Below are 16,767 nucleotides of genomic sequence, written 5' to 3'. Positions count from 1 at the left end.
GTAGTAGCAAGATGAGCCAGAAAATGTCAGATTCAGATAGCTCGCTCCAGAAGAACGCTCTGGTAGCGCAAACTTTCGCTATCAGTGGGATGACGTGTTCTTCATGTGTCAACACCATTGAGAGCAAACTCAATGAGCTGCCTGGAGTATCTGCCTCCGTTAATTTCGCTTCAGAGACAGTGCACGTTCTTGGACCATCTGATTTATCACCGGATGAAATCATCAGACAAGTGAAATCTGCTGGTTATTCGGCAACTCTGCTCACAGATAACTCTGACCCTGCTCTACATCGCAAAGGCGCCGCCCGAGCTCTCTTCTTCGCAACACTATTGGCTATTCCTGCGGTAGCAATTTCGATGGTGATGAGCTGGCACCAACCGATCAATGATTGGCTTATTTCACTTTTTGAAGATTACGGGATTGCGCAACCTCCACACGCCGATCATCTCTTCGTATCTTGGCTAGTTCTTGCTATTACTACCCCGCTCATTGTCTTTGTTGCCTGGCCTATTCATAGAGCAGCTATTCGCAACATCATTCATCCCACGATGGATACTTTGATTTCACTTGGATCAATGAGTGCATATGCGTGGTCAATCTATGCAACGTATACGAATGAGGGCGATGTCTATACCGAAGTTGCTGCCGGCGTTCTCTTCTTTGTCATTCTCGGGCGTTATCTTGAATCACGCGCTAAGCGCAACGCCAGCAGCGCCCTCTCTTCCCTCTTGGCACTCAGTGCGAAAGAAGTTTCTGTTGTACGCGCTGGAGTTGAAGTTCTCATTCCGATATCTCATCTGGTCATAGGCGATGAATTTGTGGTCAAGCCAGGTGGGCGTATCGCAACAGATGGAATAATCATTTCAGGACAAAGTTCGGTTGATAATTCACTCATTACTGGCGAATCTGCCCCAGTTGAAGTTTCACCAGGATCTCGCGTCATTGGTTCTGCGATGAATAACAACGGACGAATTATCGTTCGCGCTACCCGCATTGGTAGCGATACCGAATTAGCACGCATCACTGCAATGGTTGTCACTGCGCAAGGAAGTAAAGCGCCAATTCAAAAACTCGCAGATAAGATTGCATCAATCTTCGTTCCGGTCGTTACCGCCCTTTCACTAGCAACATTTGGATATTGGTATTTCATCGCAGACAAATCCCTCTCGTTCTCAATATCCACGGCAATCACGGTCCTGGTGATTGCTTGCCCATGCGCACTCGGATTAGCCACTCCTGTTGCCCTCTTAGTGGCATCGGGCCGCGGAGCGCTGCGAGGCATCGTTATTCGCAACCCACAAGCACTTGAGATATCTCAAAGCATTGATGTGGCAGTGCTAGATAAGACTGGAACTCTCACCGATGGTTCCATGCATATTCGCGAGGTAGTTATTCCAGTATCAGCACAGAAAGTTCTGGGAAGTGAGTTTGCCGGCTTATTAACTGAAGGCAAAATTCTCTCAACTGCCTTAACCCTGGAAAGCCAGAGCGATCATCCCACTGCGCAAGCAATCACCGCTTACGCACTTGCACATCATGCAACACAGTTACCCGTTACCGAATTTACCCAAACACCTGGAGCCGGTGTTGCTGCTCGCGTTAATGTTGGTCCGAAGTCACCAGTTGTACTGATTGGTTCGCCAGCTTCAATTGCACATAGCTGTGTTGAATTTGATAGCCAGATTTCTGAGGCAATATCGCGTGCTGAGAGTAATTCGCAGGCAGTCTCAGTACTTGCATGGGATGGCGTTGCACTTGCTGTCTTTGCATCAGGAGATCAGATTAAGCGCGATTCGGCCACAACTATTGCAGCACTTGAATCGCGTGGAATTACAACGTGGTTACTCACAGGAGATAACGCTGAAAGTGCAGCATCGGTTGCCCAGCAAGTGGGAATTAGTACTGATCGAGTGCTCGCCCAGGTGCTGCCGGAAGATAAGTTGGCAAAGGTTTCATCACTACAAAGCGCTGGTCACCGAGTGTTGATGATTGGTGATGGCGTTAACGATGCCGCAGCTTTGGCTGCTGCTGATCTCAGTATTGCCATGGGTACCGGAACCGACGTTGCAATTTCCACCGCTGACATTACGGTGATGCGACCAGCACTGATGGGTGTCATTGATGCCCTTGATTTATCAAAGCGCACACTTTCAACCATCAAAGGAAACCTCACTTGGGCATTTGCCTATAACGTGATTGGGATTCCAATTGCCGCAGTTGGTTTTGCTTCACCTATGTATGCAGCAGCAGCTATGGCTATCAGCAGCCTATTTGTCGTTACGCACTCACTGAGAATTAGATAACAAGCACAAAACTCAGATACTTCGTCTATCAGTTACTTCATTGGTAGCGGGGGCAGGATTTGAACCTACGACCTCTGGGTTATGAGCCCAGCGAGCTACCGAGCTGCTCCACCCCGCGTCGGAAGCGCAATCATAAGCGCAACTACAACACATCACCAAATCGGTGATGTGCGTAGGTGTAATTGACTACTTGCGCGATTGTGCAGCGAGAGCAGCAGCGATAGCTGATTTAAGTCGATCTTGTGCGCGACCATAAGCCGAGAAGTCGCCCTTCGCAAGTGCGGCTTGTCCATCTGCAATTGCTTGCTTAGCACTTTGTAGCGCACTTGCAAGATCAGCAGAACTGTTGCTCGTTGTTGGATTTGCTGTTGATGAAGAAGTTCCAGAGTTTCCACCGAATACTTGATCCAGTGCACCCTTGAGCGAACTATCAAAACCAATCACATCTCCAAATGAGACCAACACTTTCTGAAGTAGTGGGTATGCAGCCGAGTTAGCAGTCGCTAACACATAGACCGGTTGCACGTAGAGCAGGCCATTTCCAACTGGAAGTGTGAGCAAATTACCAAGCACAACATCAGATCCACCTTGTCGCAGAAGTGAGAGTGCATTTGCAACTTCTGGCTTGGCTTCGAAGTTCGATGCAACTTGAGATGGTCCTGCGATCGCTGTACTGCGCGGTAATTGCAGGACAGTAATTTTTCCATAATCCGGACCCGCTGTTGAATTCACGGCAGCAAATGCAGAAAGGTTTTCACGTCCACCTCGTGGCACAAATGGAGTTGTTAGCGAGTATGCCGGTGTCTTTGAACCTGGCATCTGCACAGTCATGTAGTACGGCGGCTGCGCACCAGCATTTGCTCCAAAAGTAGAGGGATCGCGCGGCACACGCCAGAAATCTTGTCCACCGTAGAAGGCAGCTGCGTTATTCACATGATACGAACTTAGGATGTCGCGTTGAACACGGAACATATCTTCTGGGTAGCGAACATGCTCCAGTAGCCCCTTAGACATGGTGCTCTTTGCCTTTACTGTATTTGGAAATGCCTTCATCCAGGTCTTAAGGACAGGGTCTTTCTCATCCCACTCATAGAGCGTGACGCTTCCGTTGTAGGCATCGACAGTTGCTTTGACAGAGTTTCGAATGTAGTTCACCTTCGTATTTGTCTGAGCAGTAATTGAAGTTGAATTTGCTGTCAGCGCATCAGCAGTTGCTGTGGAAAGTGATGTGGTTTGAGCATATGGATAGCCAGCACTTGTTGTGTAACCATCGATAATCCACATAACTTTGCCATCGACAATGGATGGATATGGATCTCCGTCGAGAGTAAGCCATGGAGCAACCTTCGCTACGCGCTCACGAGGTGAACGGTTGTAGAGAATCTTGGAATCAGCATTAATGAGGTTAGAAAGCAAGATGCGTTGCTCTTGATACTTGATTGCAAAGAGCAACTTATTAATGGTGCTACCAACGGCAACACCACCGGTTCCTGTGTATGTGTAATTCTTCTGACCATTTGCAGAACTATCATCTGGATAGTCGAATTCAACTGGAGATTCAGTCTTCTTTCCACCAATAATTGAGTAGTCAGGAACATTCTCACCAAAGTAGATACGGGGCTGGAACTCGCCTAAGCCTTTAGTTGGAGGCAGATCGCCGACTGCAAAACTTGGCTTTCCATCTGCATCCACGGTATTTGCATAGGCTGCGACATAACCGAAGCCGTGTGTGTAGACCAAGTGATCATTAATCCAATTTCGACTTGGGTTACCTTCGATATTAAGTTCGCGAACAGCTACAACAGCATCACGAGAAACTCCATCGATTGTGTATCGATCAATATCTAGTGACTGTGGGAATGTGTAATAAGGCTTAATCTGCTGAAGCTGGCGGAAGGTTGCAGAAATTACATTGGGATCCATCAATCGGATGTTGGCAATTGTCGCCGCATCCTTGGCAAGTTGCCCGGCGCTGGTAGAAAGCGTTGCGTTGTAATCTTGAATCTCAACTCCGTCGAGATCATAAGCTGCGCGGGTAGCTTCAATATTGCGCTCAATAAAGGGAGCTTCCTTAGATGATTCAGATGGCTTTACTTGAAATTGCTGAATCGCCGCTGGATACAGACCAGCGATGAGAACTGAAGAGATAACAAGCAGCGCCGTACCTGCTGCTGGCAATAGCCATGAGCGACGAACGATATTTGCAAAGAAGAGGAGTGAGCAGACCACAGCGATAGCGGACAGGATTGCTTTCGCGGGTAGCAAAGCATTTACATCTGCGAACTTAAGTCCGGTGATGAGGGTGCTCTCTTTAAGTGCGAGGGCAAAGCGATCAAACCAGTAAGCAACAGCTTTGAGTAGAACAATGAGTCCGAGCAGGATAGAAATCTGAACTCTAGCTGCAACAGTTGTTCGATCAGTTTGCACAGCGGTGCGAATTCCGCCATACATGTAATGAACGAATGCACTCGCAAGTGCTGCCAAGATAAGGGTTGAAATTCCCCAACCAATCAAGGCCTGGAAAATTGGGAGTTTAAAAGCAAAGAAGGAGATATCAAGATTGAACTGAGGATCCTTAACGCCAAATTCAGTTGAGTTTCTAAAGAGTAACCACTGGCGCCAGAACGCCATTCCGGAAGATCCGGCAAAATAAATAAGGACCAGACAGATTCCGGCAAAGACTAAGAGCCGAATCGGTTCAATCTGTGCGCGTAAACGCTCGAGGCCGTTGACTTCAATACTTGCTGGGACATAGAGCGGACGAGTTCTATATGCAATAAAGATATTGAGTGAGATTACGAAGGAGGTAATTAACCCGATCAGAAAAAAGAGCTGAATCTTTGTGACAAGAACTGTTGTCCATACGGATGTGAAATCTACAGATTTAAACCAGAGCCAGTCGATATAGAAGCTGCTGAAGTAAAGAGTCGCAGCTGCTAGTGCAACCAATATTCCAGCAGTAATGACGAGCGGGCTACGATTTCTATTCATGCCGATAGATTAGTGCACCCCTGGACCCCTCGAAAATCGGAATTTCCCCCACCTTTAAGCGCCAGATAGGCCTCTTCTAGCGTTGAGACGGCAATCACTTTCAATCCATCTACCTCACCCGAGATCTCATCGCAGTTATCCCGGGAGATGAAAAGTAGCTCTACGCCAGCTGCGCGGGCCGCCACAATCTTCTCTTGAACGCCACCAATTGCCCCCACCGCACCTGACTTTGAGATTGTTCCGGTGGCTGCAATCTTTCTTCCTTGCAAAAGATTCTCAGGTGCTAGTAGTTCTACTAGACCAAGTGAAAAAATCAGTCCTCCACTTGGCCCACCAGTATTTTTCAAGGAAACTTTCAGGGATGCATCGGTAAGCCCGGCAAGGTTGAGCTCTGGATACTTTTTTGCAAAGAGTTTCTTCGTTGCCACTATGGCCGAATTTTGCGATTGCTTCATCTCTTTCGCACCTTCGGCTAATTCAGCCTTGTCATCAGTTGCTTTGGGATAGATAACCGAACGCGGGGTGACAACACATGTCGGCTTAATCCAACAGAGAAGAACTTGAAATCCCAGCACCAGCGTTTGGGGGTTAGTGACCCAGATAGATAGAAGAAACATCTGACCATCGACGGGATAAGTTTTTACTGAATTAACTTTGAGCATCTTTGGAAAGAGTGGATTTCCTTCGCCAGGATTAATCAAAACAAAATTTACCGGGAGAACGAGGGGGGCGATAAGAAATAGCGAGATTAAGATTCTGGTGATCCTAGAAGTTCGCCTATAACCTGTTCTAGCAAGCGCACGCGGCACTCGAAGAAGTGGAATTCGAGGAATGTGCATAAATTACGTGCTAGTTATCTCGATGTTCTGGGACTTGTTCCTCTGGCACCTGGACTTGAGGCACCTGGGTTACCGGTGCCTGAGTTTCGGTGCGAAAAGAGTCTTGAAAACGCTGGAAGTTTCCTACTGATCGCGTTGTTTCGGATTCGAATTTTCCTTTAAATTTTGAGATCCACAGGACGTAGCCAATTCCGCCGATGAGAGCGCTTATCGGTACTACCCACCAAATCAAGGCGGCAAAAGTGCTACTGCCCGCGACTATTGCAGAGCTATTGCCGAAGAGATCCATAGAAAAGAGCCTACCCTTTCTGGGAAGAAAGTGCTGACCCTCATGGTTGCAGCAGATGTAGATGTATTAGATTTTCATACTGCTCAAACCGATGCATCTGAATAGACTCGAACCAGAAGACAGCGCGGCGCGGAAAGAGAAAAGAGGGTTACACATGTCACCTTTTGGATTTACTCCAGATGATGGAGATGAAGAAGGTAAGAAGCCGGAAGATTTTTCCGCGATGATGCGCCAAATGCAGGAACAAATTCAGAAACAATTTGAACAGATGGGAATAAATCCAGCAGGTTTTATCAATCCTTTTGCCGCCTTTGCTGGTGGTAGCACAGATGCACTTCCCAAGAACGTCGTGCGAGATACGGCAAAGAAATTTGTGCAAGTGCAAGGGTCAGAACCAATCGGCACTAAAGATGTCAGTGTGGTTGCTAGCGCCTTTGAAATTTCTGATCTCTGGCTTAATGAAGCAACGCATTTTCCAGCTACCCAATCCTCTTCTTCCCCACGCGCCGTGAGCCGACTCGATTGGGTGGATCTCACACTCGATGGCTGGCACCAGACAATGGAGCCACTTGCTACTGGACTCTCCACTGCAATCTCAGGGCTACTAGATGATGCATCGGGAAGTTCAGAGGAGATGGCCAACTCCATGGGCGCCATCACTGGTCTCTTGCGCACATTTATTGGTTCCATGATCGCCACCCAGTTGGGCCAAGCCATTGGCTCAATCTCGGCATCGGCCACAGGTGTGCACGATGTGGGGCTGCCCTTACTTACCCCGGCGCACCCAGTACTAATCCCAGAAAATATTGAAAAGTGGAGCACCGATCTTGAGATCCCAAAGAGTGAGGTCTATATCTTTCACGCACTTCGGGAAGCTTCGGTAGCAAGATTATTTGAACATAATCCTTGGATCGTTTCCTACATTCGCAGCGCCATTGTTGATTATGGTCGCGGAATTCATATCGATATGGATGCAATTCAACGTCAAGCCGAAGATGCAATGCAGAACTTTGATCCTTCCCAGATGAATCCGGAATCTGGCGAGAATTCATTCTCGATTGCGCTCAATAAAGGGATCTTTACACCGGAGGAAACACCAGCACAACGTGCCGCTCTTTCTAAACTAGAAACAGTACTTGCACTTGTCGATGGTTGGGCAGATGAAGTCACCACACAAGCAGCCGGTGATCGTTTGCCAGCACTTGCCCAACTTCGCGAAATCTATCGGCGCCAACGTGCAACGAGTGCACCATCACAACAACTCTTCTCGTCACTTCTTGGATTGCAGGTAACTCCTCGACTTGCACGGGAAGCGAGCGCCTTCTGGCAGAAGATTCGCGAAGTCAAAGATATTGCAGCTCGCGATCAGATCTGGAGTGGCATTTTGCCAAGTGCCCAGGAGTTACTTGATCCTGAAAAATTCATGAAATCTGCCCAGATTCCAGATGACCTCAGCGGCCTGCTCTAAATAGCCCTAAAAGAAAAGCGAAGTCCCCGGGCGCACATTTTAATATCTGCCTTCCCCTTGCAGATATCAAACGGTTATCCGAGGACTTCGTATGCGCAAAGTACGAGAGTTTTTTGCTGGAATCAAATGTAAATCGCGAAGACACAAGAAAAATTTCTTGTCAAATATTCTGAATTCCTCTTGATTGAAATCTTTTTCTATTACATTTCCTCAATGACAACTTCAGGCTTTCCGGGTGAATTTGAAGAAGAGACTCTGCCGGGGCTCGGCGAAGGCGAAATCATCGTCATTCGCTCTGCTCGGCGGAAGAAAAGTATCTCTGCCTATCGACAGGGTGGGAGAATTGTCATCTCTATTCCAGCGCGTCTAAGCAAAGCTGACGAACGAGTGATCGTGCCGGAGATGATTGCCAAGATTCGCAGCCAAGAGCAGTCCCAGACCCCTGGTGAGGCAGATCTGGCTCGGCGTATCGATGAATTACTGACCGAGTTGGCTCCAGAAATTACTATCCGCCCCATTTGCGTTACATGGAGGCCGATGCGCGAGCGTTGGGGCTCATGCACCAGCGTTGATCGCACCATCAGAATCTCAGACCGTTTGAAGCTCGCTCCAGAATACGCCCGGGATTATGTGCTCTTCCATGAAGCCATCCACCTTCAATTCTTCGACCACGGCGAAGGATTTACCGAGGTTTTATCCCGTTTTGAGGACTCTGAGCTGGCAACTGCCTATCTAGATGGCTATGAGGCGGCCGAACGCGCCCTGCTGGCCCCGGCAGAACTCTCGAAACTGACCTAATTCCTTTGATAATCCTGGAAATAAAGATGTAAGGGAATCTACGCGTGATTTCCCCGATTTTGAGCGTGGCGCAGAGTACTGTTTTGACCAGTACGCATGGCGCCTAGCTCATGGGTCGAACGGAGGCAAAAATGGCAGAGGTAGAGACATACAAGGGTGACGCTTACTGCGTTAAGTGCAAAGCAAAGCGTGATTTCGAAGGAACAGTAAAGATCTCCGAGTCTGGTCGTCGCATGGCACAGGGTATTTGCCCTGTGTGTGGCACCAAGGTAAATCGCATTCTCGGCAAGAAGCCAGAATAAGTCACCACATATTCGTAGAAATAACCCTCGCTCACTGAGCGGGGGTTATTTTTTTACGCGCAGTACTCCCCTGCACTCATAGGGTGAGAAAACACTCGCCTTGCACACAGCGGCGCTGGCGCTGGCAAGTTCAGTCCAAGGTAAGTGCGCATCCTTTGCCACATGAGAGAACTCAAACGCGGAGTTGCGCTAAGTCAGAGCACTACACCCGGCCAATACTTCCTAGGAACGCTTAAACGAGTCATTCGGATCTCCACCCCGGAAGAGAAAGTGATTGCCCTCGCGCTGGCACTCGGAAAGTCTGAGAAAGAAATCCTACAAACACCTAACGTACTAGATGCAACGGTGAGCACGCTCTTAGCTCAACTCGAAGAAGAAGAATTAATCAACCACGAGCAAGGTGTGCTCAGAGTTTCCCAACGTTTTGTCTCCAAATTAGATAACCGAGTGAAGAAAAATAGTAGACCCGCATTTGATGCTGGAGTCCAACAACTACAACGCAGGTGCGCACCTGAGTTAAACCAAACAAATTGGATTACCGGTGTCATCGATGGTGGCGTTGAAATGTTAAGTTCCCGGCAAAATTATCTCTGCGAAATTTCGGGAAACAATCGAGTTGCCACACTTCTCTACTCGCTTCTACTTGCAAGCGGACTTTCGCAAGTGCGCTTCACACCAGCATCGCGTGGGGCATATCCACTCATCAGTGATATCGATATGGCACTTTCAACGTTCCGGCAATCAGATACTGGAACGGCCTTTAAGAGCCATTGCGAGATGATGAGAAGAGAACTTGCACTATTTCCCCTTGATCGCCATGAGAATTATCTAGATGAGGTATCAACTCCTGATTTACGTATTCATTGCGGTGATATCAACCCCGAAACTCTTTCACTCTGGATGAGCTCTGGCGAAAAATTTCTCATCATTCCTTCTCCACGCGCAGACAGTGCGCTGATTGGTCCCTTGGTAATTCCGGGTGTGAGTCCCTGCCTGCGTTGCTATGAGCTTTCATCCAGGGAACAACGTGGTGTGATAGATCTCCTTGATTTCACACCAAATGTTGCAAAGGAATACCCACAAATTGCTGCTCACTTTATTGCGGCGATGGCGGCTTCATTGATTGTGCAATTTTGTGATGCCATCACTGTTGCTAATCAGAGAGATACGGCGGCAGACTTCTCAGCGCTGCTCGGAATAGCTATTTCAATTGACTATCAATTACTTGCCTACCCACAGGTGGTGGCGATCCCTCGCCACCCACTCTGTGGGTGTGCCTTTTAAGTTAAGCCAATTACCCGACTTACGCTAGCGCTTGCTCGTTCTGAACAATGCGAGCAGCTGCAATCACCTGACGTGGCGGTCTACCGGCACGACGCTTACGTTCAATGATCACGCCATCTTCGATGAGCTGTCCGCCCCACACTCCACATGGTTCTTGGCGTGAGAGCGCACCATCGAGACACTTGTTACGCACTGGACATGTGCCACAGAGCGCCTTCGCCTCTGCAATTCCCTGATCTGTCTCTGAGTAGAAGAGTTCAGGGTCAGCTTGATGGCATGGCAGGGTGAAAGCCTTGGCGTTGTCGTATGTGAATGTCACATCGTTAAGGCCAATCTTTTCGCCGGTCTCTGCCCAGCCTGGTACCTGTAGTTCGCTGAAGAGAACGCTCATCGTCCTCACCCCCTGTTATCTCTCTCTAGTTAGTCTTGCTCTTGTTATCTCTTTTTGATTTCTTCTTTGATTTGGGTAATAAAAAAGGACCTCCAAATCCATCGAGTGGATTTGAGGCCCTTGTGGGACTGTTCGGTTTTATCCGATTAGTACTCCAGTAGCCTCATCCACTGCATAAAAGTTGGCGTAAAACGCTGACTTTGTAGCTGTGGGCCAAACTGTTCGCTTATGTGAACGCTTGGTTGCAGAAGCTGTTGAATGTGTGAAGGCAGCAGAAGGTGCAGCAGCGCATGCGCCTGCTGTGATGATTGAAGTCATGACATTTGCCATTTTCAATCCCCTTCCCTGTTTTCGAACTCTAAGGGTACAAGATGGTCATTGATTCGTGCAAGGCAATTAAATAAGGCCTGATTCACGCAGGAATTGGCTTGGATTGCCTCGATAGGAGATATGCAGATCTGCCTTGGCGCGGGTGATTCCCACATAAAAGAGCCTACGTTCCTCTTCGATAACGGCCTCACCTGAACTATTAGTCAGCGGTAATTGGCCATCTGATGCGCCAATTAAAAATACCCGCTCCCATTCCAGACCTTTAGCTGCATGCAGCGTTGCCAGTGTGACAACCGGCATGGTCGGTGGATTGTTCTGTTGCACCCGGTCTTCTACTTCGCGCAGATATGTGCGCAAAGTTTTCGGAGTGAAATTATCATCGTCATCTAGTTCACGCGCTAAATGCAGCAGCGCTGCAATCCCATCAATTGCTTCCCCTGTTAAATAAGGCTGGGCAAGGGAGCGTAGTTCATCAATCCATCCTTGGCCTTCAGCCGGAATAACCGATGCTTGCCGCACTTGCTTGAGAAAATCACGCACTTCGCGGCGTTCAAAGAATCTTTCTGTGTTTCGCACTTGATATGGAATCTTCTGCGCCAGCATTGCTTTCTCTGCACCTTTAAGTTGTGCATTAGTTCTAGCCAAGATCGCAACCTCTTGTGGCTGAGTGCCATTTACCAAGAGAGCATTGATTTCAGCCATGACTCCGCCAATCTCTGCCGGTTCATCGCCATAGCCGGTGACAATTGGTTTAGAGCCATGGCTATTAACAGCAACAAGTTCCTGGCCCATAGTTCCGTGACGCAAGAGTGCATTGGCAGCAAAGGTGATTTCCGGGGTGGAGCGGTATCCAGTTGTTAAACGGATAACTTCGGCTTCCGGAAAGCGTTGGGTAAATGTATTAAGGAATACCGGGGTGGCACCAGCAAATGAATAAATAGTTTGGGCGGGATCACCAACGACACAGATATCGGTGCGCGTTCCAAGCCAAGCATTAATCAGTCGCTGTTGAATGGGAGAAATATCTTGGTACTCATCGATAGTGAAATACCGATATTGGTCTTGCACTCGCTCGCGCACATCGCGCTCTTCTTCTAACATCGCAGAACATAAGAGAAGTACATCTTCGAAATCAATGGCGAGCTCTTGCTTTTTAATTGATTCATAGGCGGTATAGACCTGAACCATCTGCTCTGGCGTAACACGAGGCTTCTGCATTCGCTTACTTACTTCATTGATGTAATCAGTGGGTCCGACTTGAGAGACCTTCGCCCATTCAATCTCAGCGGCAATATCTCGCATCAATTCGCGGTTGGTAGCACGCAGCGAGCCACTTAGCCCCGCGCGATTAATTGCTTCGGTAAGAAAGCCAGTCTTGGTTGTCATCAGATCTGGTGTGCGACCACCGAATACTGAGGGCCAAAAGTAGAGCAGCTGCTTAAGGGCAGCAGAGTGAATCGTGCGAGCGGCAACGGCCGGCACGCCAAGTGTGCGAAGTCGGGCTCGCATTTCACCAGCAGCTTTTGCCGTAAATGTCAGCGCCAATACTTTCTGCGGATCCATCGTGCCAATCGCTGCTGCATAGGCAATGCGATGTGTGATTGCGCGAGTTTTTCCGGTGCCAGCACCTGCAATGACGCAGAGGGGACCACGTGTAGCAAGTGCTACCGCCCTTTGATCAGGATCAAGGGCTGCAAGTATTGAGTCTTCTATCGCCATGTCTGGCCGCCGGGTGCGCTCTCACCCAACCAGCGTTCAATCATCTTGCGGGCAACTGAAATTGATGGTGGGAGCAAGAGCGAACCATCTTTAGCCGCAGCCAATAATTGCGCGCGGGTAAACCATTTCACTTCTGTGATTTCTTGCCCATCACCTTGTGCGCGCTCTGGATTATCTGTCACTGCTTCAAATGCAATCATGATGCTGGCCGGAAATGGCCACGGTTGTGATCCTAAGTAGTTCAACTCTGTTACAACAACTGCTGACTCTTCTAAAACTTCGCGCGCAACGCACTGTTCAAATGTTTCTCCGGGTTCAAGAAAACCAGCAAAGGTAGAGAATCGACCTTCTGGCCAGATTGGTTGATGTCCAAGCAAAATGCGATCATCACGATCTTTGACAAGCACAATCACTGCAGAATCGGTGCGTGGGTGATGTTGGCTGCCATCTGCATCGCACGTGCGCGCTGCTCCACCAAGATCCACTCGAGTTGCGCCACCACATCTCGGACAACGTGGATGTGCACGATGCCAATTACTTAACCCCATGGCATGTAATGAAATTTCTAACTCTTGCTCACTCAGCAGTGAGCCAATCTCACGAACAGTGGAGAATCCGACTTCTTTGACTTCATCATCGATTGTGCCGACCCACTCGGTATCCCATGCAAAGAAAGGCGCCTTGGTGTGCAGATCTAAACCTAAGAAGTAGCGACTTCCTTCAGTAAAAGTGTGTGTGGAAATATGCGCCGCCACTTGTTCGGCGTTGATGAGGCTCAATTTTGAATCAACTGCTGCAATGCGACCTTCTGCAATCTGCAAGATTTGTGCGCGTTGCCACAATTGATCAAGGGTTTCTTGGTTCACCCGAAGTTCACCTGCACGATCAATGCGGGAGGTGTGTTGGTTTATCGCGCTCACTGGTGCAGGTTACTAGTGTGTGGGGGTGAGAATCACCTCGTGGAATATCCTGCATGGGATCTCAATCCCACCTAGGAATTCACCCGATTCGGCCGCCGATCTCGCAGCTGCGGTGCAGTCTCTGAACTCAGATGTGATGGGCTTTCAGGAAGTCGATCACTTCTTGCCACGGTCGCAGTCTCGTCCGCAGATTCGCGATATCGCAGAGAGCGTTGGTGCGCGCGATTGGGCGATGGGTCCCAGTGTGATTGGAACACCCGGTGAGTCATGGCGAAAATTACACGAGCACGAACCTGCGTTGATTACAGATAAGAGTTCGCATTCAGAAATCATGCACGAGTGCTACGGAATTGGAATTGTTTCAAAGATTGCCGTGAAGTCATGGCACAGATTAGATCTAGGTCGTTCCTTACTTGGGCTACCTCTCATTGTTCCTGGTGATGAAACTGGAAAAGGAAGACCACGTTTTATCTACGTCAAAGATGAACCACGTCTTGCTATTGCTGCGGTCCTAGAAAATGGTTGGACAATTGTGAATACTCATCTCTCTTTTGTGCCAGGGTTGAATTTGCGACAACTTCGGAGAATCAAAAAATGGGCGCTACAGATTGCAGAAGAAAGTGGCACCCGCGCGATAGTCATGGGTGATCTGAACTTGCCTATGAATCTGCCTACCGTCTTCTCCCCCTGGAATTCATTGGCCCCAGGCAACACCTACCCCAGCTGGGGCGCCTCGATTAAGTTCGACTATCTGCTCGCCAAAGATTTACATCCAGGTGAATTCTCCGTGATGGACATCTCACGCACCGGGTTAAGTGACCATTTGCCTATCGGTATCCAGCTTTCGAATTAACAATTTTTCGCACTTCGGCTAGCCTGTGCTCGTATCTAGTCAGTCTATTTGTAGCTTTTCTTAACTGGAGGAACAACCATGACCACAACTGCATCTCCTACCTCAACTGTTACCGCGCAGTGCCCATACTCCGGTAGCCAACTCAATACCGCTGGCACATATAACACTGACTGGTGGCCAAATAGATTAGATCTCTCGGTCTTGCGCGCAAACTCTCCGGTCTCTGATCCTATGGGTGAAGATTTTGATTACGCCAAAGAATTCTCAAAGCTCAATATCAAAGCGGTAAAGAAAGATATTGAAGCGCTGATGACAACATCACAAGAGTGGTGGCCAGCAGATTACGGACATTACGGCCCATTCTTTATTCGTTTAGCTTGGCATAGCGCAGGCACATATCGCACACACGATGGTCGCGGTGGCGCTGGTGCTGGCATGCAACGCTTTGCTCCTATTAATAGCTGGCCCGATAACGGAAATCTTGATAAGGCTCGTCGTCTGCTCTGGCCAATTAAGCAGAAGTATGGCAAGAAGTTGTCATGGGCAGATCTCATGATTCTTGTTGGTAACTGCGCAATTGAATCAATGGGGCTAAAGACTTTTGGTTTTGGTGGCGGACGCGAAGATGTCTGGGAACCAGATGAGACTTATTGGGGTAAAGAAAAAGTTTGGCTTACCAATGAACGTTACTCAGGTAATCGTGTTCTAGAGAAGCCGCTCGCTGCAGTGCAGATGGGCCTTATCTATGTAAACCCACAAGGTCCAGATGGAAATCCAGATCCACTTTTATCAGCTATCGATATTCGCGAAACATTTGCGCGCATGGCGATGAATGATGAAGAAACAGTTGCCCTCATTGCTGGCGGTCACACATTTGGTAAGGCACACGGTGCTGCTGATCCCGATAAGTATGTTGGGGCAGAGCCAGAAGGTGCGCCAATCGATGAGATGGGCCTTGGCTGGAAGAACTCATTTGGAACTGGAAAAGGTTCAGACACAATCACCAGCGGCCTAGAAGGTGCTTGGACATCAACTCCAACTAAGTGGGATAACAACTACTTTAAAACTCTCTTTAAGTATGAGTGGAAGCAGACCAAGTCACCTGGTGGCGCAGTTCAATGGATTCCAACCGATGAATCTGCAGCAAAGGCTGTGCCTGATGCACATATTTCTGGCAAGACACATGCACCTGTCATGCAAACGACAGATCTAGCACTTCGCATGGATCCTGCCTATGAAAAGATTTCACGTCGCTTTGCCGAAGATCTCGATGCGCTGGCAGATGCATTTACTCGCGCCTGGTACAAACTCACACACCGCGATATGGGACCTGCAGTTCGCTACCTCGGTTCCCTTGTTCCATCCGAAGAACTCATCTGGCAAGATCCACTTCCAGCTCGCCCAAAGCGAGTAATTGGTAAGACTGAGATTGAAATCCTTAAGAAGAGAATTCTTAGCAGTGGTCTCACATCTGCGCAGTTGGTAACAACAGCGTGGGCATCAGCATCATCTTTCCGTGGAACAGATAAGCGTGGCGGTGCCAATGGTGCTCGTATTCGCTTAGAGCCACAGATCAGCTGGGAAGCCAATAACCCGAAGGAACTCAAGAAAGTTCTTGCTGTTCTGGAGAAGATTCAAACTAACTTCAATAAGAAATCAGCGAAGAAGGTTTCGCTTGCAGATCTGATTGTCTTAGGTGGCACCGTTGCCGTGGAAATCGCGGCAAAGAAGGCTGGCGTGAAGACCAAGGTGCGTTTCACACCAGGTCGCACAGATGCCACTCAGGCGCAGACAGATGTCTTCTCATTCGGATACCTTGAGCCAACAGCTGATGGTTTCCGTAACTACAAGAGTGCATCTGATTCACACCCTACTGAAATCGCACTCGTTGATAAGGCTGCATTCCTTGAATTAACCCCACCAGAAATGACTGTGCTTGTTGGTGGTCTTCGCGCACTCGGTGCTAATTACGACGGCTCAAAGACTGGTGTACTCACATCAAAGAAGGAGACGCTCACAAACGACTTCTTCGTCAACATCCTTGATACCAAGTATGAGTGGGCGCCAACTTCAGTTAAGAACGAGCTTTTTGAAGCAAAAGATCGCAAGACCGGAAAAGTTAAGTGGACCGCTTCTCGCGCAGACTTAGTCTTCGGTTCTCACTCAGAACTTCGCGCACTTTCAGAGGTCTACGCGAGTGCTGATTCAGCAACGAAGTTTGTCGAAGACTTCGTAGCTGCCTGGAGCAAGGTTATGGAGCTTGACCGCTTCGATATCTAA

Annotated in this window: 14 protein-coding genes and 1 tRNA gene; 7 read left to right on the top strand and 8 right to left on the bottom strand. The window is 48.6% G+C overall.

Annotated elements, in window-relative coordinates:
• Positions 1–11 precede the first annotated feature (11 nt).
• The gene (locus A1sIIB76_RS00850) at positions 12–2,303 is read left to right on the top strand and encodes a heavy metal translocating P-type ATPase (RefSeq protein WP_095674373.1); all 2,292 of its coding nucleotides are present in this window, start codon (positions 12–14) and stop codon (positions 2,301–2,303) included.
• A gap of 41 nt (positions 2,304–2,344) precedes the next feature.
• Here the strand turns inward: A1sIIB76_RS00850 and A1sIIB76_RS00845 are convergent.
• From A1sIIB76_RS00845 to A1sIIB76_RS06935, 4 genes are all read right to left on the bottom strand, one after another.
• Positions 2,345–2,421, bottom strand: a tRNA-Met gene (locus A1sIIB76_RS00845).
• Between the two features lie 68 nt (positions 2,422–2,489).
• The gene (locus A1sIIB76_RS00840; protein ID WP_095696737.1) at positions 2,490–5,294 is read right to left on the bottom strand and encodes a UPF0182 family membrane protein; all 2,805 of its coding nucleotides are present in this window, start codon (positions 5,292–5,294) and stop codon (positions 2,490–2,492) included.
• Positions 5,291–5,995, bottom strand: a complete 705-nt coding sequence (locus tag A1sIIB76_RS00835) for a S16 family serine protease (protein ID WP_223298776.1) — start codon at positions 5,993–5,995, stop codon at positions 5,291–5,293. The genes A1sIIB76_RS00840 and A1sIIB76_RS00835 overlap by 4 nt, the downstream gene beginning before the upstream one ends.
• Positions 5,996–6,143: 148 nt before the next feature.
• Positions 6,144–6,422 (bottom strand): hypothetical protein, encoded by a 279-nt coding sequence (locus A1sIIB76_RS06935; protein ID WP_223298775.1) that lies wholly within the window; start codon positions 6,420–6,422, stop codon positions 6,144–6,146.
• A gap of 154 nt (positions 6,423–6,576) precedes the next feature.
• On the opposite strand from A1sIIB76_RS06935, the gene A1sIIB76_RS00825 reads away from it, so the two are divergent.
• The 4 genes from A1sIIB76_RS00825 to A1sIIB76_RS00810 all read left to right on the top strand — a co-directional run bounded on the left by A1sIIB76_RS00825 (position 6,577) and on the right by A1sIIB76_RS00810 (position 10,274).
• A complete protein-coding gene (locus A1sIIB76_RS00825; RefSeq protein WP_095696735.1) occupies positions 6,577–7,890 on the top strand; it encodes a zinc-dependent metalloprotease in 1,314 nt (437 codons plus the stop codon).
• Between the two features lie 213 nt (positions 7,891–8,103).
• Complete coding sequence (locus A1sIIB76_RS00820) at positions 8,104–8,688, top strand: M48 metallopeptidase family protein (protein ID WP_095697341.1); 585 nt, start codon at positions 8,104–8,106, stop codon at positions 8,686–8,688.
• A gap of 131 nt (positions 8,689–8,819) precedes the next feature.
• Positions 8,820–8,990, top strand: coding sequence for a DUF5679 domain-containing protein (locus tag A1sIIB76_RS06885; RefSeq protein WP_095684343.1), 171 nt, complete (start codon positions 8,820–8,822; stop codon positions 8,988–8,990).
• Positions 8,991–9,152: 162 nt separating this feature from the next.
• Positions 9,153–10,274, top strand: coding sequence for a hypothetical protein (locus A1sIIB76_RS00810; RefSeq protein ID WP_095696734.1), 1,122 nt, complete (start codon positions 9,153–9,155; stop codon positions 10,272–10,274).
• A 19-nt stretch (positions 10,275–10,293) separates the two neighbouring features.
• Here A1sIIB76_RS00810 and A1sIIB76_RS00805 read toward each other — a convergent pair whose 3' ends face one another.
• The 4 genes from A1sIIB76_RS00805 to nudC form a co-directional block, all read right to left on the bottom strand.
• On the bottom strand, positions 10,294–10,665 hold the full coding sequence (locus tag A1sIIB76_RS00805; protein ID WP_095674367.1) for a WhiB family transcriptional regulator: 372 nt from the start codon (positions 10,663–10,665) through the stop codon (positions 10,294–10,296).
• A 138-nt stretch (positions 10,666–10,803) separates the two neighbouring features.
• Entirely contained in the window at positions 10,804–10,995 is a 192-nt protein-coding gene (locus A1sIIB76_RS00800) for a hypothetical protein (RefSeq protein ID WP_095674366.1), read from the bottom strand.
• A gap of 66 nt (positions 10,996–11,061) precedes the next feature.
• Entirely contained in the window at positions 11,062–12,714 is a 1,653-nt protein-coding gene (locus A1sIIB76_RS00795; RefSeq protein ID WP_095696733.1) for an ATP-dependent helicase, read from the bottom strand.
• A complete protein-coding gene (gene nudC / locus A1sIIB76_RS00790) occupies positions 12,705–13,634 on the bottom strand; it encodes an NAD(+) diphosphatase (protein ID WP_095696732.1) in 930 nt (309 codons plus the stop codon). Before nudC ends, A1sIIB76_RS00795 begins: the two co-directional genes overlap by 10 nt.
• 25 nt (positions 13,635–13,659) lie before the next feature.
• Between nudC and A1sIIB76_RS00785 the strand changes: the two genes are divergently transcribed.
• Positions 13,660–14,487: an endonuclease/exonuclease/phosphatase family protein gene (locus tag A1sIIB76_RS00785; RefSeq protein WP_190286243.1), complete on the top strand. Its 828-nt coding sequence runs from the start codon at positions 13,660–13,662 to the stop codon at positions 14,485–14,487.
• Between the two features lie 78 nt (positions 14,488–14,565).
• Positions 14,566–16,767: a catalase/peroxidase HPI gene (katG, locus tag A1sIIB76_RS00780; protein ID WP_095674362.1), complete on the top strand. Its 2,202-nt coding sequence runs from the start codon at positions 14,566–14,568 to the stop codon at positions 16,765–16,767.

Source organism: Candidatus Planktophila versatilis, assembly GCF_002288265.1.
GTDB classification, from domain to species: Bacteria; Actinomycetota; Actinomycetes; order Nanopelagicales; family Nanopelagicaceae; genus Planktophila; species Planktophila versatilis.
This window is presented reverse-complemented; position numbering and strand designations above follow the sequence as displayed.